Annotated in this window: 15 protein-coding genes; 8 read left to right on the forward strand and 7 right to left on the reverse strand. The window is 69.4% G+C overall.

From position 1 onward, the window contains the following. Positions 1-3: 3 nt before the first annotated feature. The gene (locus ACWZHB_RS22605; protein WP_427903832.1) at positions 4-1,176 is read right to left on the reverse strand and encodes an acyl-CoA dehydrogenase family protein; all 1,173 of its coding nucleotides are present in this window, start codon (positions 1,174-1,176) and stop codon (positions 4-6) included. A 197-nt stretch (positions 1,177-1,373) separates the two neighbouring features. Between ACWZHB_RS22605 and ACWZHB_RS22610 the strand changes: the two genes are divergently transcribed. Then, positions 1,374-2,180 carry a hypothetical protein gene (locus ACWZHB_RS22610; RefSeq protein WP_427903833.1) on the forward strand — a complete coding sequence of 269 codons (807 nt, stop codon included), beginning with the start codon at positions 1,374-1,376 and terminating at the stop codon, positions 2,178-2,180. Between the two features lie 83 nt (positions 2,181-2,263). Here ACWZHB_RS22610 and ACWZHB_RS22615 read toward each other — a convergent pair whose 3' ends face one another. Next, positions 2,264-3,178 carry an SMP-30/gluconolactonase/LRE family protein gene (locus ACWZHB_RS22615; protein ID WP_427903834.1) on the reverse strand — a complete coding sequence of 305 codons (915 nt, stop codon included), beginning with the start codon at positions 3,176-3,178 and terminating at the stop codon, positions 2,264-2,266. 203 nt (positions 3,179-3,381) lie between these two features. Here ACWZHB_RS22615 and ACWZHB_RS22620 point away from each other — a divergent pair, with 203 nt between their 5' ends. The 4 genes from ACWZHB_RS22620 to ACWZHB_RS22635 are packed head-to-tail and all read left to right on the forward strand — an operon-like array spanning position 3,382 to position 6,489. Beyond that, entirely contained in the window at positions 3,382-3,987 is a 606-nt protein-coding gene (locus ACWZHB_RS22620) for an alpha/beta hydrolase (RefSeq protein ID WP_427909263.1), read from the forward strand. Positions 3,988-4,005: 18 nt separating this feature from the next. Next, positions 4,006-4,407, forward strand: a complete 402-nt coding sequence (locus ACWZHB_RS22625; protein ID WP_427903835.1) for a hypothetical protein — start codon at positions 4,006-4,008, stop codon at positions 4,405-4,407. Then, positions 4,400-5,788 carry a WXG100 family type VII secretion target gene (locus tag ACWZHB_RS22630; RefSeq protein ID WP_427903836.1) on the forward strand — a complete coding sequence of 463 codons (1,389 nt, stop codon included), beginning with the start codon at positions 4,400-4,402 and terminating at the stop codon, positions 5,786-5,788. Before ACWZHB_RS22625 ends, ACWZHB_RS22630 begins: the two co-directional genes overlap by 8 nt. Beyond that, positions 5,785-6,489 (forward strand): ESX secretion-associated protein EspG, encoded by a 705-nt coding sequence (locus ACWZHB_RS22635; RefSeq protein ID WP_427903837.1) that lies wholly within the window; start codon positions 5,785-5,787, stop codon positions 6,487-6,489. Before ACWZHB_RS22630 ends, ACWZHB_RS22635 begins: the two co-directional genes overlap by 4 nt. 45 nt (positions 6,490-6,534) lie before the next feature. Here ACWZHB_RS22635 and ACWZHB_RS22640 read toward each other — a convergent pair whose 3' ends face one another. Further along, the gene (locus tag ACWZHB_RS22640) at positions 6,535-10,653 is read right to left on the reverse strand and encodes a bifunctional RecB family nuclease/DEAD/DEAH box helicase (protein ID WP_427909264.1); all 4,119 of its coding nucleotides are present in this window, start codon (positions 10,651-10,653) and stop codon (positions 6,535-6,537) included. A 132-nt stretch (positions 10,654-10,785) separates the two neighbouring features. Further along, on the reverse strand, positions 10,786-12,585 hold the full coding sequence (locus tag ACWZHB_RS22645) for a DEAD/DEAH box helicase (protein ID WP_427903838.1): 1,800 nt from the start codon (positions 12,583-12,585) through the stop codon (positions 10,786-10,788). Between the two features lie 62 nt (positions 12,586-12,647). On the opposite strand from ACWZHB_RS22645, the gene ACWZHB_RS22650 reads away from it, so the two are divergent. Then, positions 12,648-13,505, forward strand: a complete 858-nt coding sequence (locus ACWZHB_RS22650) for a carbon-nitrogen hydrolase family protein (protein ID WP_427903839.1) — start codon at positions 12,648-12,650, stop codon at positions 13,503-13,505. Between the two features lie 11 nt (positions 13,506-13,516). Continuing rightward, positions 13,517-14,137, forward strand: coding sequence for a phosphoribosyltransferase (locus ACWZHB_RS22655; RefSeq protein ID WP_427903840.1), 621 nt, complete (start codon positions 13,517-13,519; stop codon positions 14,135-14,137). A 51-nt stretch (positions 14,138-14,188) separates the two neighbouring features. Here the strand turns inward: ACWZHB_RS22655 and ACWZHB_RS22660 are convergent, their stop codons facing one another. Next, positions 14,189-15,367, reverse strand: coding sequence for an alanine racemase (locus ACWZHB_RS22660; protein WP_427903841.1), 1,179 nt, complete (start codon positions 15,365-15,367; stop codon positions 14,189-14,191). A 45-nt stretch (positions 15,368-15,412) separates the two neighbouring features. Continuing rightward, positions 15,413-15,949, reverse strand: coding sequence for a TetR family transcriptional regulator (locus ACWZHB_RS22665; RefSeq protein WP_427903842.1), 537 nt, complete (start codon positions 15,947-15,949; stop codon positions 15,413-15,415). Between the two features lie 313 nt (positions 15,950-16,262). Between ACWZHB_RS22665 and ACWZHB_RS22670 the strand changes: the two genes are divergently transcribed. Further along, a complete protein-coding gene (locus tag ACWZHB_RS22670) occupies positions 16,263-17,006 on the forward strand; it encodes a tyrosine-protein phosphatase (RefSeq protein ID WP_427903843.1) in 744 nt (247 codons plus the stop codon). Here ACWZHB_RS22670 and ACWZHB_RS22675 read toward each other — a convergent pair whose 3' ends face one another. Then, a complete protein-coding gene (locus tag ACWZHB_RS22675) occupies positions 17,007-18,251 on the reverse strand; it encodes a class I adenylate-forming enzyme family protein (RefSeq protein WP_427903844.1) in 1,245 nt (414 codons plus the stop codon). Positions 18,252-18,308: the final 57 nt, after the last annotated feature.

An 18,308-nucleotide genomic window follows, 5' to 3' on the forward strand; every position in this document is an offset into this window, starting at 1 on the left:
GCCTCACAATCCGAGGATCGTGGAGGAAATGATCGAGCGCTGGACCTCGCTCGAGCCTCCGTAGATGGTCACCTTGCGGTAGTTCAGGTAGCCGGGACCGGTGTGCTGGGCCCAGGCGGGTGAGGCGATGTCGTCGGCGTCGACCGGCAGCGCGTCGGTGCCCGCGATGTCGAGGAGCAGTTCGGTGGCGGCCTGCTGCAAGTCGGTGCCCTTCAGCTTCAGCACCGAGGAGGCCGGATTCGGCTTGCCCGCAACAGAGTTGGAGACCACGCGCAGCTGGGTCAGCTCCAGGGCGAGCAGTTCGTTCTCGAGGTCGGCCAATCGCGCCGCGAACACCGGGTCCTCCAGGAGGGTGCCGCGTCCGGTTCTGGTCGCGCGGGCGTACTCCTTCGCGAGGCCGAGCTTGACCTTGGTCTTGCCGACGCCGGTGATGGAGGTGCGTTCGTTGCCGAGTAGGTACTTGGCGTAGGTCCAGCCCTGGTTCTCCTCGCCGACGAGCTGATCGGCGGGCACCCGGACGTTCTCGAAGAACACCTCGTTCACCTCGTAGCTGCCGTCGATCAGCTTGATCGGGCGCATGGTGACACCGGGTGACTTCACATCGAAGAGCAGGAAGGAGATGCCCGCCTGCTTCTTCGGCGCGTTCGGGTCGGTGCGCACCAGGCAGAAGATCCAGTCGGCGTACTGGCCGAGCGTGGTCCAGATCTTCTGGCCGTTGACGATGTAGGAGTCGCCGTCGCGGACCGCGGTGGTGCGCAACGAGGCGAGGTCCGAACCCGCGTCAGGCTCGGAAAAGCCTTGGCACCACCAGATGTCGAGCGCCGCGGTGGGTGGCAGGAAGCGCTGCTTGAGTTCCTCGGAACCGAACTGCGCGATCACCGGACCCACCATCGAGGCGTTGAACGTGAGCGGCTCCGGCACCGAGGCCAGTTGCATCTCGTCGAGCCACAGATGGCGCTGCATCGGCGTCCAGTCCTTGCCGCCCCAGGCCACCGGCCAGTTCGGCACACACAAGCCGTTGTCGTTGAGGATCTTGTTCGCCGTGACGATGTCCTCGCGGGACAGGTCCGCGCCGTGCTTCACCCGGTCACGAATGTCGGCCGGGATCTCGGTGGCGTAGAAATGCCGGAGCTCGTCGCGGAAAGCGACCTCGTCAGGGGACAGGGCTAACTTCATACGGGTCTCCCAGTCACTCGTAGCCGTCGAAGAGAAACTTACCCTTCGGTAATCCTCGGTGTCGACTACATCACACTCGATGCCTGTCCCACCGGCGCCCGCCACGCCGCCGGTGGCTCGGCGACCCACGTGCCGACCTGGTACGTTGCCAGACGAACCGGACTATCCGGCGACGAGCATCCACCGAGGAGTTACGGGTGAACGGCAGATCCATCGCAGGTAGAGCAGCGGCGATCACCGCGGCGAGCATCGGCGCGCTGGCACTGCTGGCCCCGAGCGCGACCGCGACGCCGGTGGACGACGCGATCAATCACCTGAACCACCTCGCGGGCGAGGACGCCCCGACGAAGGCCGGCGTCGGCGCGATCGCCGGCTTCACCAACATGGTCGGCGCCGACACCCTGCGTGATATCTCGACGCAGTTCACCCCCTTCACCTACGCGGCGCCCACTTTCGGCTGCGGCAGCAACGGCCCGATCACGACGATCATCGCCGCGGCGTCGTTCGAAGGGCCGGGCCCGCGCACCGAGGCCAGCCTGACGCCGGGCGATATCCGCTTCAGTGCGAGCCCGCGCCACACCGGCGTTCCGCTCGCATCGGGACTCAGTGTCGCCTGGGTCAATGTCAACAACGGGCAGAGCGGCATCGTCGGCCTCGACGACCAGACCGAATTCAACCTGCCGTCGCTGTCGAAGACCGTGCACAGCGGCGCGGGCACCGTGGTCGCCTCCATGTGGGGAACCATCGACTACGCGGGTGCCCGCTGTGTGATGCCCCCGACCGTCGGCACGTTCGTCGTGCCCGATCTGCCGGTCGTGGTCCCCGAAGCTCCGGCGGCTCCGCCCGCCCCCGAACCCAAGGCCGTCAACCCGGGCTCGGGCGAATCCGCCTCGGGCGCACCGGCTTCGACGACCCCCGCGGCCCCCGCGCCCGCGGAAACGCCGCAGCCCGCACCGGCTCCCGCTCCCCCGGCCCCGCCCGCGGCAGCCAACGTCGGCGGCTGAGCCGCTTCACCAGCAGTCCCCGCCGCGCGATCGGGCGGGTGCGCATGCGCCGGTCGCTTCGAGGCGATTGACTGGCGTAGCTCTCAGCCGATCGGGCGGATACGCAGGACCGTGCCCTCTTCGGAACCCGCGAGCAGGGCCGACGGGTCGGCGGGGTCGGCGACGACCGCGGTCAGCGGCTGGGTGGAGACGACGGTGCAGGCGGTACCGGTGGCCGGGTTGACGCGGACGAGGTTCCCGGCCAGCGTGGTGACGTAGAGCGAGCCACCGCGGACCACGAGATCGTCGACGAAATCGGGGAGAGCGCCGAACGAGGTCAGGTCAGCGACCGTGGTCGCTGTGCTCGGGTCGGTGCGGGAGAGTCGCAGTACGCGACCGACCGGGCCGGCAGCGGCGGCGAAGTTCGCGGTGACGTAGACCGAATCACCCGACACCACAACGCCGTTGGGGCCATCGATACTGACGGCCGACCACCAGTCCATGTCCTCGCTGCCGTCGCGGCGCAAGCGGTGCAGGCCGTTGCCGGTGGTCACATACAGATTGCCGTCGGCGTCGAAGGCGGCGCCGTTCGGCTGCGGGAACCCGGTCGCGAAGGCGACGGGGGTCGGGCGCGCGGCCGCGGGATCGAAGCGGACGATGCCGCCGGAACCGGCCAGCGGCGAGTTGCCGGTGACCACGTAGAGCAGTCCGTCGGGACCGAGCCGGACCGCACCGGGCGAGGGCACGGCGACGGTGGCGGTGAGTCGCCCGTCGCGGTCGTAGCGTTGCACCTCCCCGCGCATGACCCGCGAAACCCAGAGGTCACCGTTGGCGTCGATGCCGAAGTTCTCCGACCAGTCCAGCAGCGGCACACTCGACCTGATCGCGACATCCTGGCGCGCCTGTCCACACAGCGACAGCGGCGCGGCCCCCGCGACAGTGCCGGAACCGAGCGAAGCGCTGCCGACGACAGCGGCACCGACCACGACACGGACGACGCAACGGCGGAACGACAACATCTGCAACCCTCGACTCTGTTCGACCTGGTTCGACGCGCGAAGTCTAACGGCTGCCGGCCCACCGTGGGCAGCGCACGTCACCTGCGGTTCCGATCACGGCGTATCACGTACCGGCGCTGTCCCGCATGACAATTCATCGGCGACTCGCAGCGGGCCGGCCACGGACGGCGGATTCGCCGATCGTGAGCGGCGATAATCGACCGGTGCCCTTCTTCGACACCGAACGCGGACGCCTGCACTGCAGGCAGTGGTCCGTCGAGCAACCCGCGGCGCGGCTGGCGCTGCTGCCGGGAACCGGTCAGCACAGCGGGCACTACCACCGTTTCGCCGCGGCGTTGCGTGCCGCGGGGATCGAGCTGTGGGCACTGGACACCGCGGGGCAGGGGCTGAGCGAAGGCGATCCCGACGCGCCGGGCACCCTCGACGAGCTGACCGCCGACGCGTGGGGATTTCTCGCCCTCGTCCGAGCCGGTCATGCGGCCGCGCCGGTGTTGATGGGCCACTCCCTCGGTGCGGTGACCGCCTTGAACTGTGCCCGCGAAAACTGCTCTGACCTGGCCGGACTCGTCGTATGCGGCACCCCGCGCCGCGCCGCCGACCTCGCACCGGACCCCGGTCTGCCGCTCCTCGCGGTGCACGGGGTGGACGACCGGCGAGCACCCATCGATGTAATCCGGCTATGGACAGCACGGCACCGATCGGTAGATTTGCGCGAGTACGCCGACGCCGGACACGACCTGTTGCACGAACCGGTGCAGCACCGCGTGGCGGCCGATATCGCGGAGTGGGTACTCACCGCGGTGCGATGAACGACGAAGGGGGAACCGGTGCAACCGAACCGAACGGGGCTGCCGAATACGGCGGCTCTCGGCCAAGCCGTCGACGAGGGTGGGCTGTGGATCGACGGGGTGCTCGTCGCCGACGGTGCGCCCGAACGCTGCGCGCTGCGCTACGAACGGCTGGCCGACGAGGTCGAAGCCCAGGTGCTGGCGCTCAGCCGGACCGCGGTCATTCCCGGCTTCGGCGGACTCGCCTCGGGCGCCGCCCTGCGCACCGGCTTCGAGACCAAGGCCACCGAGGCACTCGACGAACTGCGTGCCTACGCGCGCACCGCGCGCGATCTGGCCGCCGTTTTCCGCGCCGCGGGCGCGACCTACCGCGAGGCCGACCAGGCGCTGGCGGGCGCGGTCGCCGCGATCGAGGTTCCCGGTGGTGGTGGCGATGCGTAGTCTCTCCGGCCGGACCGATGTCGACTATGTGTCCGTCGTCGAAGTCTTCGACAACCTCTCCCACGCCGAGATCCACAATGCGGTAAGACAACTCGACCCGGCGGCGCTGGTGGGGGCGGGTGAGGTGTTCCTGACCACTGCCACCGGCCTCGGCGACGGGGTGGAGATCGCGCACGGTGAGATCCGTGCCGCGATCGCCGACGGCTGGCGCGGTGCGGCGGCCGGGCAGGCCTCCGATGCCGTGCGCGACTTCGAACAAGCGGGTCGCCGGATCGCCGATGTGTTGACCGCGGTCGGTGTGCGTCTCAGCCAGGCAGGCGACGCGGCGGAGTCCATTCGCGCGGCTGTCGCGGAACCCGATGGGGCACAGCCTGATCCGGCCGCGGCGCTGCTCGACTCCGAGCAGGCCGCGAACAACGCCACGATCGCGCGTGACGCCGAGAACGCCAGGCTCGACGCGGTGCAGGCGATGGAGACGATCTACGCCGGAGCGTTCCTGCCGACCGGGTCGGGTGTGCCCGCGTTCACCGGAATCGCCACGGAGACAGGCACGGCCGCTGCCGGTGCGGCCGGGTCGGGCACCGTGCCGTCGGCTGGAATCCCGCAGACGACCGCGTCCGCCGCGATCGCATCGGCGACCTCACCCGCGACCACCTCCGCTGCCACTGCGTCCGCCGGATATTCGCCGGTTGCCGGCACAGGCACGACCCCGACGAGCAACGGCGCGTACCCGGCCGCCGGAACCGCCACCGGCGTGTTGAGCGCAACCGCTCCCGCGACGACTGCTCCCGCCGCGAGGACAGCGCCGGGCCAGCCGCTGACCAGCGCCAACGGTGCGAGCGCCACCACCCCGCCATCGACTACCACGGCCGCACCCGGCGCAGTGCAGGTAGGCAACCGACCCCGCCCTGCCAAGTCCGAACGGACCGGTTCCGCGACAACCGATGTGGCGGGGGCCGACCCGAAAGCGGCCGGCGGCGGCCCGACCGATGCCACTGTGACCAGTAGCGCTGCGGCCGGCGGAGTGGGCGCAGGCCAGGTGACCGGCGCCTCGACCGGAAGTACGACCGAAGCCGCGAGCGATGGGCGGCAGGAGCGCGATCCCGCGGTCGCCGGCGGTGAGGCCGCGGCCGGAATGGGTGCGGGTGCGATCGGCGGGATGATGGGTGGGGCGATGGCCGCCGCTGATCAGACCCGGCCCGCCGGTGGGCCGCGGCCCGCCCCGCCGGTGGAGGAGCCCGAGGACGAGGACGACGAGTTCCTGCGGTACCTCGAGGACGAACCGACCTACCTCGAGCCCGCGGACGAGGTGAATGCGCTGATCGGGAAGATGGAGCCGACCAGTCCCGCCGTGCTCGGCGAGTGGACCGAGCGGGAGTGAACTGGCATTTCACCCCGGACCAGTTCGCGCTGACCTGGGCGCGCACCGACGGCGACCGGATCCCCTATCCGCTCGCCGTCCGCGCGTCGGCTCGCGACACCGTCGAGCGCGCCGCCCAGCAGCCCGCGCTCGACGCCTGGTGCGCCCGCACCCTCGACGCCGACCTCGCGGCCGCCCTGCGGGTGCTGGCGAAACCGGAGATCCGCGTCGAGGTCTGCGGCCACGCACCCGCACCGGTACGAATGCTAGGCGCGGTCACCGCGGACGTCGCGGTACTCGCGGTGCAGGATCCCGGCAGCGCACCCGACCGCGGCGGCCCGGTCCACGTCCAGGTAGGCAGCACGAAACGTCTTGCCGCCCAGGTCTTCTCCCGCCTACCCGGCCACCCCCCGGGCAGCACACCGCGCATCACCGCCCCCGCCACCCGCGTCGACGAAGACAGCCGCGACCTAGTCACCGCCCCCGTCGCGGGCCCCTCCGACGCCGCCCGCATCCGCCGCCTCCTCCAGCGCCCCCGCACCGGCATCGGCCAAATCCTCGTAGCCACAGGCACCGACCCCAAACCCGCCGGCGTCCTGTCCTGGATCGACCTCCCCAACGACGGCCGCTACCTAGTCCACGCAAGCCGCCACATAGACATCATCCCCGCCACCCCCGACTCCACCGTCGAATGGCTACGCCGCCTACTCCGCAGCGCCTGAACCCGCACCCGAACCCCGCGCTCGACCAAACCCCGAACGTATCCACTACCCGAGCTGAAGAAACCCCACAAGATCAGCCAACTCTTCCTCCGTATCCGGAAGATACTCGGTAAGCAGCGGAGACCGAATAACAATGGCCTTCCACATAGCCCGACACAACGTCGCATGAATAACACTGCGCGACAACAAGGGCCGCATCCCGAACGGCGCATCAGCAGGCGTAGAAGTAGTCATAGACAGCAGAACCACAGCGGCCTCCCGCCCACGGAACCGATCAGGCGTCCCCACCAGCACGTCCTCGATCTTGGCGCGCGCCAGCAGCGTCCGAATCCGAGCCACCTGCGCCGCATAGGGAGCGACAACCACAATGTCATGCGGGTGCAGCTTGCGCGTCCCTCCATCGGAGGTCCACGTCTCACCGAGCAGAACCCGCACCCGCCGCACCACTTCCCGCGCCTCGGCATCGGATTCGGTAGCACTACCCCGATGCTCCACGAGCACCGTACTCACCCCGGGCGCGATACCCGCCAAATCCCTTGTCAACGTGACCGCCTCGTCCGCACGCAGCCGACCGTCATAACAACTCGCCGAAACCGGCTCACAGATCGCGGGGTGCATCCGCCAGGTGCGATCGAGGAAGTAACCACGTTCGGTTGGCAGCGTCGCCGCACCTTCACACAGCCACTCCAGCACCGAAACCTGCACCGGCTCTGGATGTTTCGCTTGTGACCTGGCCGGAACCGGATCGCCGATCAACAACAGGTTGCGCGCGCTCACCGCGACCGCGACCGTATCGGCCAGCGAGCATTCGCCAGCATCGGCAATCACCAACAGGTCGAGTGCCCCGGGCGCGATCAGCCGATCATCGACGAAATCCGCTGTGGTGCCGCCGATCACGCACCCGTTGACCGCGTTGTCGAGAAAGCGCGGATACCGCGTGGCATCGATCGCCGACCACTCGGGGCCGACCGACGCGACATCCTTCTTCGCCACGAGTTCGGGCAGCAGGCCCGCTTCGACCACCGCGTCGAAGATCCGCTCGATCACCGCGTGCGACTGCGCCACCACCCCGATCCGCCACTTGTGCCGGGTGACGAGTCGCTCGAGCGCACGCCCGGTGATTCCCGTCTTGCCGGTGCCGGGCGGCCCGTGCACAGCCAGATACGAGGCGTCCAGCGCACCGACCGCGTGGGCGAGGACGGCCCCGAGATCGTCGTGGGGCTGGGGCAGCGCCATCCCGTCGCGCAGTCGCGGCGCGCGGCGCAGCAGCAGATCGTAGACGGCGTTCTCGGGCACCCACGGCAGACTCATCAGCAGATCCTGGGCGGTGTGCTCCAGTGCGGCCTCGATCTCGGCCTCCCCGTCGGGCGGGCCGGGGGCGATGGCGGCGGGGAGGTCGTCGTAGGGCGGACAGCCTGCCGGGAGCAGTTCTTCCAGGCGCACGGTGTCGTCGAAATTCGGGTCGACAGCGCAGCCGAGCACGGTGGCGGTCGCGGTCGCGCGGCGGCCGAGCGTCTGGGTCATGCCCGCCGCGGCGGCACCGTCGTAGATCGTGACCATCTGCGTGCCGGGAGTGAGGGTGGCGCCCGTGCCGAGCCTGCCGGTGAGCGTGAGGTAGCGCCGCATCGTCGGAAGTTGCGGCGTGCGATGCCATTTGGTGTCGACGGTGCCCCATTCGACGACGAGCACGCCCGGCGCGTCGGCCCATTCGCCGACCGGATGGCCGAGCCGATCGATATGAGCCCACCAGCGCGGCTGCCGTTCCCGTCGGTGATAGCCGAGGACCGCGGCCGTCAAGGAGGCGGCGCGAGCCGAATCACCTTGCGCGTCAGCGGCGAACTCGCTCAGCGCCGCCTCCAGCGAGCCGGGATGCAGCGAGGGCGGCACATCGGAATCCGCGACGGCGAACCGAGCGCCGGGAACAGCGATTCCCGCATCGGCCGCGCGATCGAGCAACCAGTCGCGGATACCGAGGACCGTCGCCGCGCGACCGGGTGTATCGGGCAGCAATGCGGCCAGTCCCGTTGCGTCATACGACTGTTCACCGATCAACAGCGCGGTGCGCACGATCGGCGCGAGATCCACCAGCGCACGATCGGCCAACAGCTCATCCAGCAGATCGGCTCCGGTCCCCAGCTGACCCGCCCCATCGAGCAGCGCCGTCCGAACATCCGAACCATAGTGGTACACGCGCACATCCGGATCCGCCGCCCGGTGCTCGGCGATGATCTCCAGCAGCTCCTCGAGCACTCCCCCGCCCTGAGCCGATGGGGCGTCATCGACGAGGTTCACCGAGTCGAACTCGTCGAAACCGGCCGCGCGAGCTTCGCTTCCCCCCGGCCGAAAACCGGTCCCGGCCACGGCATGATCGAAGCGATCGGGGCCTCGGGTGCTGTCGGGCGAGTCGCTGACAACGCGCGCGAAAGCGATGGTGTCGGCCTCCGCGGATACGGCGCCGCCCAACCGGGCGAGGGGGTCGCGCGGATCGAGGACGCCATCGTCACCGGCGACTCTCCGTCCCGCAGCGCCCGCGTCCGACGCGTCGGCGCACGGATAACCGCCCGGATTCGCCTGTTCCACACCACCCGGCCCGAAGACCACGGCGTTGGTATCCCGCGGACCGAATGTCGGGCGGTTGCCGATGATGCTCGGCTGCGCGACCCCGGCCACGACCGGCCGGAAGACGACGGTGGCAGCGTCGGCGAGTTCGAGGCCGGTGATGGCGCCGTGCCGGTCCAGGTCGATGACCAGGGCGAGGTCGCCGGGGCGCGGGGCGGGCAGGGCGCCGAGCGCGGTGGCGTCGCGGAGCAGGAAGGCGGGGCGGCCGGTGCGTTCGCGGACCAGTTGGATGTCAGCCTGTGTGCGCAGTGCCGTCACCGTGCGCGGGGCAAGACCGGGAACGGGAGTACTGGTGGCGGCCAAGCGGTCGATCGTGAGGACGCCCGCCTCGCGCAGCCTGGCCCGCTGAGCGGCGCGGATCCCCGCGACCAGCAGGAGATCTCGCGCGTTCGCCGCCGCCGCACGGCAACTCGGGCACCGGCCGCACGCCAGATAGCGCGGATCGCCCCACTGCACCGGCAGCAATTCCGCCAGCTTGTCCTCGATGATCCGCTCCACCCGAGCCCGCCGCGCCGAATACACCGGCGCCAGCTCCTCGGTCACCACCCGCCGCACGCCGTCGGCTGTCCAGAGGTAGGCCGACGGGTCGGCAGCGAAACCCGCGTCGGCGAGAGCCTGTGCGCACGCCGCGAACTCGAGGCGAGCGCACAGCAATTCGCGAGCCGAGTCGACCTCGACGGCGTGCACGAAAGCGGCGATCCGCTCAAAAGGCGTTCGTCCAGCGGCTAATTCGCGTCGCAGCAGCCGACTGTCGGCGGGCGATACCGCGGCCGATCCGGCGATACCGCTGATCTCGTCGTCGGCCGACGACACCGAATCCTCGTGCCGAGCCGACATCGCCACTGCCGGACCCGACGACGACGTCAGACCTGTTGAGGCAGCGCCGTCCTCGATGCGCGACCACCCCGACTCGCCCGACCGCTCGAACCCCCGCCGTCCGTCGGATCCCACAGCCGGCACAGATTCGGCGTCGCCCGCCGGATTCCGCGCGCCACGACCGGGCGCCGCAGGCGCGCCGACCGCAGCCGGACCGAGTGCACTGTGCAGCGTGTAGCGCGGTACGCCAGCGGCGCAGGGGGATTCGTCAGCTACCTTGCCCGACTCGTCCACCGCACTGACCAGGTCTACGCCGGCGTGGACTACACCGCGCGCGGGGCGCATCGGACCGGGAACCGACGCATCGGAAGTCCGGACCAAAAGATCAGCACCACAGGCGAACCGACCATCGAAGAACACGGCACCGTAGATCGCCTCGGCACCGGAACGCAGGGCGTGCGCGGTCTGCTCCGCGGCAGCGGTGAGCGCCGCGATCCGGGCAGCCGCGTCACCGCCGACCATCTCGGGCGACGGAATGCGAACCAGCCCCGCACCGAAGTGCGTGACCAGTTCGGCTGACGGTTCGGCCGTGCGCACGAGCGGGGCGGTGGTGTCGGGAACCCCGGGTAGGTTGCCGAGGGCGGCGTCGATGCCACGCAGCACCGCGAACTCACAGTTCGCCGCGCGCGCGAGATCGCCGACGGCACCGACTACCCGATCACCGGACACGAACAAGCGCGGCCCTCCTGTGTTCACGCACACCCGACGCCCAACACCTTAACCAGCGCTGCGAGAGACCAGGGCACTACCCGCGAACAGCGCGAATGCGCCGACCACGACCCTGGTGCACGCGAGCGGGACTCAGGTGCGCGGCTTGCGCCGTTCGGTGCGCGGACGCGCCTCGCGGTCGCGGCGCGGGCCACGAGCGTTCAGTCGCTGCGCCGGTGCGCCCTGGTCGGGCGTCAGCTGGATCAGCACGCCGCTGATCCTGGTGCGCCGCAGGGCTTCCAGCGTTTCGTTGGGCAGGTTGGCAGGCAGCTCGACGAGGCTGTAGTCGGGCCGGATGCTGATGTGACCGAAGTCGCTGCGCCGCAGGCCGCCCTCGTTGGCAATGGCGCCGACGATCGCGCCCGGCACCACGCGGTGCCGCTTGCCGACGCTGATCCGGTAGGTGGCGAGTTCTTCGCCGTTCTCCCGGTTGAACGACGGCGGACGCGGACGGTCCTCGTCGTCGTAGCGGCGCGGTGCGCGCTCACGGTCGCGGTCGAAGTCACGCTCGCGACGCGGGGCGGGCTCCGGCTCGGGCGACATGAAGAAGTTGTCGCCGTCGTAGCCGGCCACGGCCAGTGCCGCGGCGATATCGGCGAGCGGAGTGTTGTGCTCGGCCTCGTAGTCCTCGATCAGCTTGCGGAACAGCGCGATGTTGTCCGAGGACAGATTCTCGGTGATCGAGTCACCAAACTTGGAGGCGCGCGTCGCGTTCACATCATCGACACTCGGCAGCTGCATCTCGGTGAGCGCGCTCTTGGTTGCCCGCTCGATCGACTTGAGCAGGTGACGCTCACGCGGGGCCACGAACAGCAGCGCCTCGCCCGAACGGCCGGCGCGGCCGGTGCGGCCGATGCGGTGCACGTAGGACTCGGTGTCGTGCGGGATGTCGTAGTTGACGACGTGCGAGATGCGATCCACATCGAGGCCACGCGCGGCCACATCCGTGGCGACCAAGATGTCGATGCCGCCCGACTTCAGCTGCCCGATCGTGCGTTCACGCTGGTTCTGCGCGATATCACCGTTGATCGCGGCGGCGGAGAAACCACGCGAGCGCAGCTTCTCGGCCAGCTCTTCGGTGGCCTGCTTGGTGCGCACGAAGATGATCATCGCCTCGAAGGCTTCGACCTCGAGCACGCGGGTGAGGGCATCGAGCTTGCGCTGATGCGACACCTGCACATAGCGCTGGGTGATGTTCGAGCTGGTCTGCGTCGTGGACTTGACCGTGATCTCGACCGGATCGTTGAGGTACTGCTTGGAGATCTTGCGGATCACGCCCGGCATGGTGGCCGAGAACAGCGCGACCTGCTTGTCCTTGGGGGTGTCACGCAGGATGCGCTCGACGTCTTCCTGGAAGCCCATCTTGAGCATCTCGTCGGCCTCGTCGAGCACCAGGTAGCGCAGCTGCGAAAGATCCAGCGTGCCCTTCTCCAAGTGATCGATCACACGGCCGGGGGTGCCGACGACGACGTGCGCGCCGCGCCGCAGACCCGACAGCTGCACGCCGTAGCTCTGCCCACCGTAGATCGGCAGCACGTGCAGACCCGGGATGTGCGAGGAGTATTTGCCGAACGCCTCGGCGACCTGGATCGCGAGTTCACGCGTCGGCGCGAGCACCAGCGCGCTCGGCTTCTTCTGCGCGGTGTCCAGGTTCATCAGGATGGGGATCGCGAATGCCGCGGTTTTGCCGGTGCCCGTCTGCGCCAGGCCAACCACGTCGGCGCCGGAGAGCAGCGGGGGAATCGTCGCCGCCTGAATCGGGGACGGCGACTCGTAGCCCACATCGGCGATGGCCCGCAGTACGCGGTCATCGATCCCGAGATCGGCGAAAGTCGGGCCGGTGTCGTTCCTGTCGTTGTCGGCAGGAACGCTGTCGACCTCATTTGTACTCATTGACCACGAGTTTACTGCCTGGCGGTAGCTGCCCCAACCACCAGGTGAATACGGTGAGACCTATGCAACTGCGCGACGGGTCAGCACATCAGGAACATCAGCCGGTGACAGTGGGGATCGCGGTGGTCCAATTCGCCCCCGAAACCGACCCCGAATCGAACCTGTCGACCCTGCGTGAACACGTGCGCGCCGCAGCCGATGCGGGTGCGCGCGTGGTGGTCGCGCCCGAATACTCGATGTTCGCTGTGACCCGCCTCGACGAGCGGGTGGTGGCGATCGCGCAACCGCTCGACGGCCCTTTCACCACCGGACTCGCCGCGCTGGCAGCCGAATTCGGAGTGTTTCTGGTGGCCGGGGTGGTGGAGTTGCCGACACCGGGGGCGACGCGAATCAGTAATACCCTCGTCGCGCACGGGCCCGACGGCGCGCGCGTCGCGGTGTATCGCAAGGTGCATTTGTACGACGCGTTCGGGCATCTGGAATCGGATGTGGTGGAGCCGGGCCCGCTCGTCGCGCCTGTGACATTCGCCGTCGACGGTGTGGTATTCGGCATGCAGACCTGTTTCGATCTCCGTTTTCCGGAGGGGTGTCGGCGTGTCGCGGCAGCGGGCGCGCACGTATTGCTGCTGCCCGCGCAGTGGATTCCGGGGCCCGCCAAAGTCGACCAGTGGACCACGCTGTTGCGGGCCCGCGCCATCGAGAACACCGTGTACGTGGCGGCGGCCGATCAGTGCGCGCCGCGCGGTGCGGGCGCCTCGATGATCGTGGATCCGGCGGGAACGGTGCTGGCCGAACTCGGCGACGAGCCGGGCGTGCTCACCGCGACGGTGGATCCGGCGCACCTGGCCAGGGTACGCACCGCCAATCCCAGCCTCTCGCTGCGACGTTTCACCATTTCCGAGGCGCCCGCGGCGGAGTAGCGTTCGAGGCGATGGTGTACCCGGATCGCGCGGCGGCGGGCCGCGCCCTCGGCACGGCCCTCGAACACCTGCGGTCCACCCGCCCGCTGGTGCTCGGGCTGCCACGCGGGGGTGTGCCGGTGGCGGCGGCGGTGAGCGCGGCGATCGGCGGGGAACTCGATGTGCTGCTGGTACGCAAACTGGGGCTGCCGTGGCAGCCGGAGTTGGCGATGGGGGCGCTCGGGGAGAGCGGACTGCTGGTCCTCAATCGTGACGTCGTCGACCGCAGTGGGGTGAGCGCCGAGGCGTTCGACGAGGTGGAACAGGCCGAGCGCGCCGAGCTGCGCCGTCGACAGGCGATGTTGCGGGTCGCCGATCCGATTCCGCTGGCGCGGCGCACGGTGGTGATCGTCGACGACGGGATGGCGACCGGGGCGACGGTGGTGGCCGCGTGCCGGGTGGCGAATGCGCAGCACCCCGCCCGTGTGGTGGTGGCGATGCCGGTGTCCTCGCCCGAGGCGGCGCGACGGGTCGAGCGGGAGTGCGATGAACTCGTCTGCCTGTGGACGCCACCGGACCTGGGCGGAGTCGGCATGGCGTACAGCGACTTTCATCAGCTCGAGGACGACGAGGTCATCGAGCTGCTGCGCTGAAGCACACCCGCGGCGCGAGCAACCCACGCCGGTCGACCAGACAGGTCGCACTCAGCCGAAGCACTGCCCCTCACCACGGTAGGTCGGCACGGTCGTGCGAGTGCCCGCCTCGTCGACGAGGTGGATCTCGGCGAAGCGTTCGCACAGTTCGCCCGCCTTGGCGTGACGGAACCAGACGCGGTCGCCGATCTCGAGTTCCGCGCCGCCCGCCAGGGGCGTCTGGACCTCGCCCGCGCCTTCGGAGCCGAGCAGCTTCAGGCCCGCGGGCCACACCGGGACGGGGACGCGGCTAGGGCCCGCGGGGCCGGAGGCGATGTAGCCACCCGCGAAGACGGTCGCGATGGCCGGGGCGGGTTTGCGCAGCACCGGGGTGGCGAAGAACAGGGCGGGGCGGGGGGTGAACGAGCGGTAGTGATCGAACAGGGTCGGCACGTAGAGGCCGGAACCGGCGGTGACCTCGGTGACGTCGGGGTCGGTGATCGAGACCTCGATGGAGCCGGTGCCACCACTGTTGACGATTTCCAGCGGGCCGGTCACCGCGCGGACCGCGTCGAGTACCCGGGTGCGCCTGCGGCCGATTTCGATGGCGGACAAGCGTTTCACCACGCGGACCGCCGGATTGCTGTCGGGCAGACCGGCGATCTGTGACTCGTAGGTCATCACGCCGACCACCGTGAACCCGCGGCGCAGCGCCTCGCCTGCCAGCTCGGCGGCTTCTTCGGGACTGCGCACGGGCGAGCGACGGGCACCCAGGTGCAGCGGGCCGATGCGCAACGCGGCATCGACATCGAGGCAGACGCGGGGGTGGACCAGGTCGGTGCCGAGCGCGGCGCGGGTGAGTTCGAGTTGGGCGACATCGTCGATCATCAGCGTGATCGCTTCGAGCAGGGCGGGGGCGGCGGCGAGTTCGGCCAGGGCGGCGCGGTCGAGCACCGGGTAGCCGAGCAGGACGTCGCGGGCGCCGAGGCGGACCAGCCAGATGGCCTCGCGCAACGAGTACGCCATGATCCCGGCGAACCCGTCGCGGGCGGTGAGACCGTCGCCGAGCACACGCTCGAGCACGGCGCGGCACCGCACGGATTTGCTGGCCACCCGCACCGCGACGCCGTTCGCGCGCCGAACCAGGTCGGCGGCGTTGCGATCGAGGGCGGTCAGGTCGAGGGCGGCCAGCGGCGGGTCGAGCTCCGCGGTCGCCGCGTGCAGATGGTGCAGCGATGTCGTCTGGGTCACTCGACTACTGAACCACCTATTTGGTCAGTCGTCCAGCATTGCGGGTCAGCTTTCGACAGCCTTCAGGGTCAGACAGCCGACCAGGTCGTCGATCACCACCAGGATGGTCTCGTCGTTGCCGTCGGCGAGCCAGCGCAGCACCGAGCCGTGGAACACCGAGACGAGGTAACCCGCGACCGAATCGACCGGCTCGAGCCACTGTGTGCCGGACAACCGCGCGCACATCCCCAGGAAGTCGGCGGCTTCGTCGTCCATCTCGCGGAACATCGCGACGGCGGACGGATCGCCGACCGTGTCACCCGAGGGCGTCCACCGCAGACGCAAGGTCTCCAACGCGGCTTCGTAGGCGGCTATTCGCCGGGTGGGCGCGGCCTTCACCAGCGGCCAATAGGTGCTGAGCCCAGCATGCAAGTACACCCGCAGCGCCCGAACACCGGTGGCATCCGAACTGGCGGCGGCTTGTTCGACGGCATCACATACCGCAGGCCGTAGCGAAATTTCTGTTAGTTCACGACTGGCGCTCAACGACGACTCCTCGGCAACAAAATTCGCTGCCCGCGGCGATGCGAGCTTGGTGGTCACCGAGCTCGATCTTAGAAGATTTTCAGGATTCACGAACTGGTTCAGCCATCCTTTTCAGACTGAAAGATTGTTTTGTTACCCGAATGCGACCTTTTGTAAAACCGACCATACGGCTTCAATTCTTCGCATTCCTGGATATCCAGCCCCCGCGCTGGAATCCGCGCATCTGATCAATACTACAAGTGGACCCCGGTCCGCCCCGCTCGGTGTGGGCGACGGCACAGTGGCACCCATCGGAACGGACGCGACACATCCGGTGACCGATCCGCGAACTCCGGCGCGGCGGCGCCGGAGTCGCCGATAACCTGGTCAGGTGACTCTCTCGCCTCCTGCCGATCAGTTCGCTCTCAGCGGCACCTTCAATTTCCGCGATGTGGGCGGCCTTCGCACCGCCGACGGCACCACGATCCGCCCCGGTGTGCTGCTGCGATCCGCTCAGCTGAGCGGTCTGGACGATCAGGGCCACGACACCCTGCGAGAATGGCGCGTCACCGACGTGCACGATCTGCGCGGCCTCGTCGAGATCGACCACATCGGCCACGACACCCTCCCCGACAACGTGCGCCTGCACGTGACGCCGTTCGATTCACGCATGGAGGAGGCGCCGCCGCACGAGGCGAAGACCGTCTCGGCGTTCGCGCACATGATCGAGGTGTACCGGGCCTTCCCGACCCTGCCCGAGGCACACACCGCGATCGCCGAACTGGCCGGCTCGATCGTGCGCGGCGACGGCGCGGTCCTGGTGCACTGCGCGGCAGGCAAGGACCGCACCGGCTGGGCGGTGGCCACCGTGCTGCGCGCGGTCGGCGTCACCGAGGAGGACGTCTACACCGACTTCCTGGCGAGCAACGCCGCGGTCGAACCGCTGCGCAGGCTGCTGGAACCGAAGATCGGCAACGGCGACGCCCTGTCGGACGACCTTCTCGGCGTCCGCGAGGAATACCTCCGCACCGCCGACGCCAGCGTCCGCGCGGTCCACGGCGACATCGAGAACTACCTCACCGTTGTCGGCCTGACCGGCGAACTACGCGAGGCCCTGCGCGCTCGCCTGGTGTGATCACAGCCCGCTGACTCGCCTGTCCGGGTCGACCCGAACCAGCCCGTCCGCACCGATACTGACGAAATCCCCGGTGTGGAACCAGCTTCCGCTGAAGCGGGCGGCCGATGCGCCGGGGTTGTTCCAGTAGCGCCTGCTGACATTCGGCCCACGACACAGCAATTCGCCGTGACCCGTGCTCGCCCTGGGGCCAGCGAGCGCCAATTCCGTTCCACCGAAAGCGAATCCGAGCGTCGCGTCGGAGTCCGGGAGCTCGGTGTCGTCGACCATCAGGCCGATGCCGCTGGTCTCGGTAGCACCCCAGACCGACCACTGCCTAGCCGAGGGGAACAGTCCGCGCAGCGCGGCGGTGAGGGCGGCGGGGGCCGCGGCGGCGGCACGCTCGGAGCGATGGCAGGCCTTACTGACCCGCCGCACGCCGTCACCGGCACGGCGAGCGACGAGTTCGGGGACCAGGCCGGCGAAGATCCGCGGCGTGGCCGAGACGGTGTCGATCCGCTCGCTCACCAGCACGTCAGCGAGGCTGCGGGCGCCCGGGGCAAGGACGACGGTGCCGCCGACGGCGAAGGTGGGCAGCAATTGGTCGACGCAGCCGCTGGCGTGCGCCAGTGGCAGCAGCACCAGATTGCGCAACCCGTCGGCGGGCAGACCGAGCGCGCCGACTACCGACGACACCGCCGACAGCAGGTTCTCGTTGGACAGCTCGACTCCCGCGGGCATCGACCGACGGGTGCCCGTGTAGCAGAGCAGGGCCGGATCATCCAGTGCCGCACCATCATCGATGTAGGCCGTACTGTCGGGCAGCGGCCCATCGGGACCGAGCACGAAATCGGCTCTGCTGTCGGCGATCACCTGGTCGGCGATCGCGGCGGGCAGCGCATCCGGCACCAGCACCGGCACCGCGCCCGAGAGCAGCGCGCCGAGAAACGCCTGCACCCAGCGCGCGCTGGTCGGCATGTGCACCGCGACCCGATCGCCGTACCCGATGCCGTGGCCCTGTAGACCGCCCGCGATCCGCGAGGCGCTGTGCCAGAGTTCGCGGTAGGTCAGACGCGGACCGCCGACCTCGACCACGGCCTCGCGATTGGTGAACGAGTGCACGCGCAGGTCGAGTAATTCGGTGAGGGCCGGATTGAGGTCGCCGTAGCGCAGCACACCGTCGGAGCCCCGCCGCAGCTGCGTTGCCGCACTGGTGGCGGGGAACTCGAAGACGGCCGCGCCCGGTTCGTGCTCGCCATGACCCATCCGGACCTCCGTACGTCGATACAGCCGCACTGTGACTATATGACGTGGATCACACAG

Source organism: Nocardia sp. FBN12, from assembly GCF_054031145.1.

Bases quoted from the DNA above. Each gene is read 5' to 3' on its own strand.
- ACWZHB_RS22675 (WP_427903844.1), bottom strand. From the start codon at position 18,251: ATGGGTCATGGCGAGCACGAACCGGGCGCGGCCGTCTTCGAGTTCCCC.
- ACWZHB_RS22650 (WP_427903839.1), top strand. From the start codon at position 12,648: ATGCAACTGCGCGACGGGTCAGCACATCAGGAACATCAGCCGGTGACA.
- ACWZHB_RS22645 (WP_427903838.1), bottom strand. From the start codon at position 12,585: ATGAGTACAAATGAGGTCGACAGCGTTCCTGCCGACAACGACAGGAAC.
- ACWZHB_RS22630 (WP_427903836.1), top strand. From the start codon at position 4,400: ATGCGTAGTCTCTCCGGCCGGACCGATGTCGACTATGTGTCCGTCGTC.
- ACWZHB_RS22615 (WP_427903834.1), bottom strand. From the start codon at position 3,178: ATGTTGTCGTTCCGCCGTTGCGTCGTCCGTGTCGTGGTCGGTGCCGCT.
- ACWZHB_RS22605 (WP_427903832.1), bottom strand. From the start codon at position 1,176: ATGAAGTTAGCCCTGTCCCCTGACGAGGTCGCTTTCCGCGACGAGCTC.
- ACWZHB_RS22655 (WP_427903840.1), top strand. From the start codon at position 13,517: ATGGTGTACCCGGATCGCGCGGCGGCGGGCCGCGCCCTCGGCACGGCC.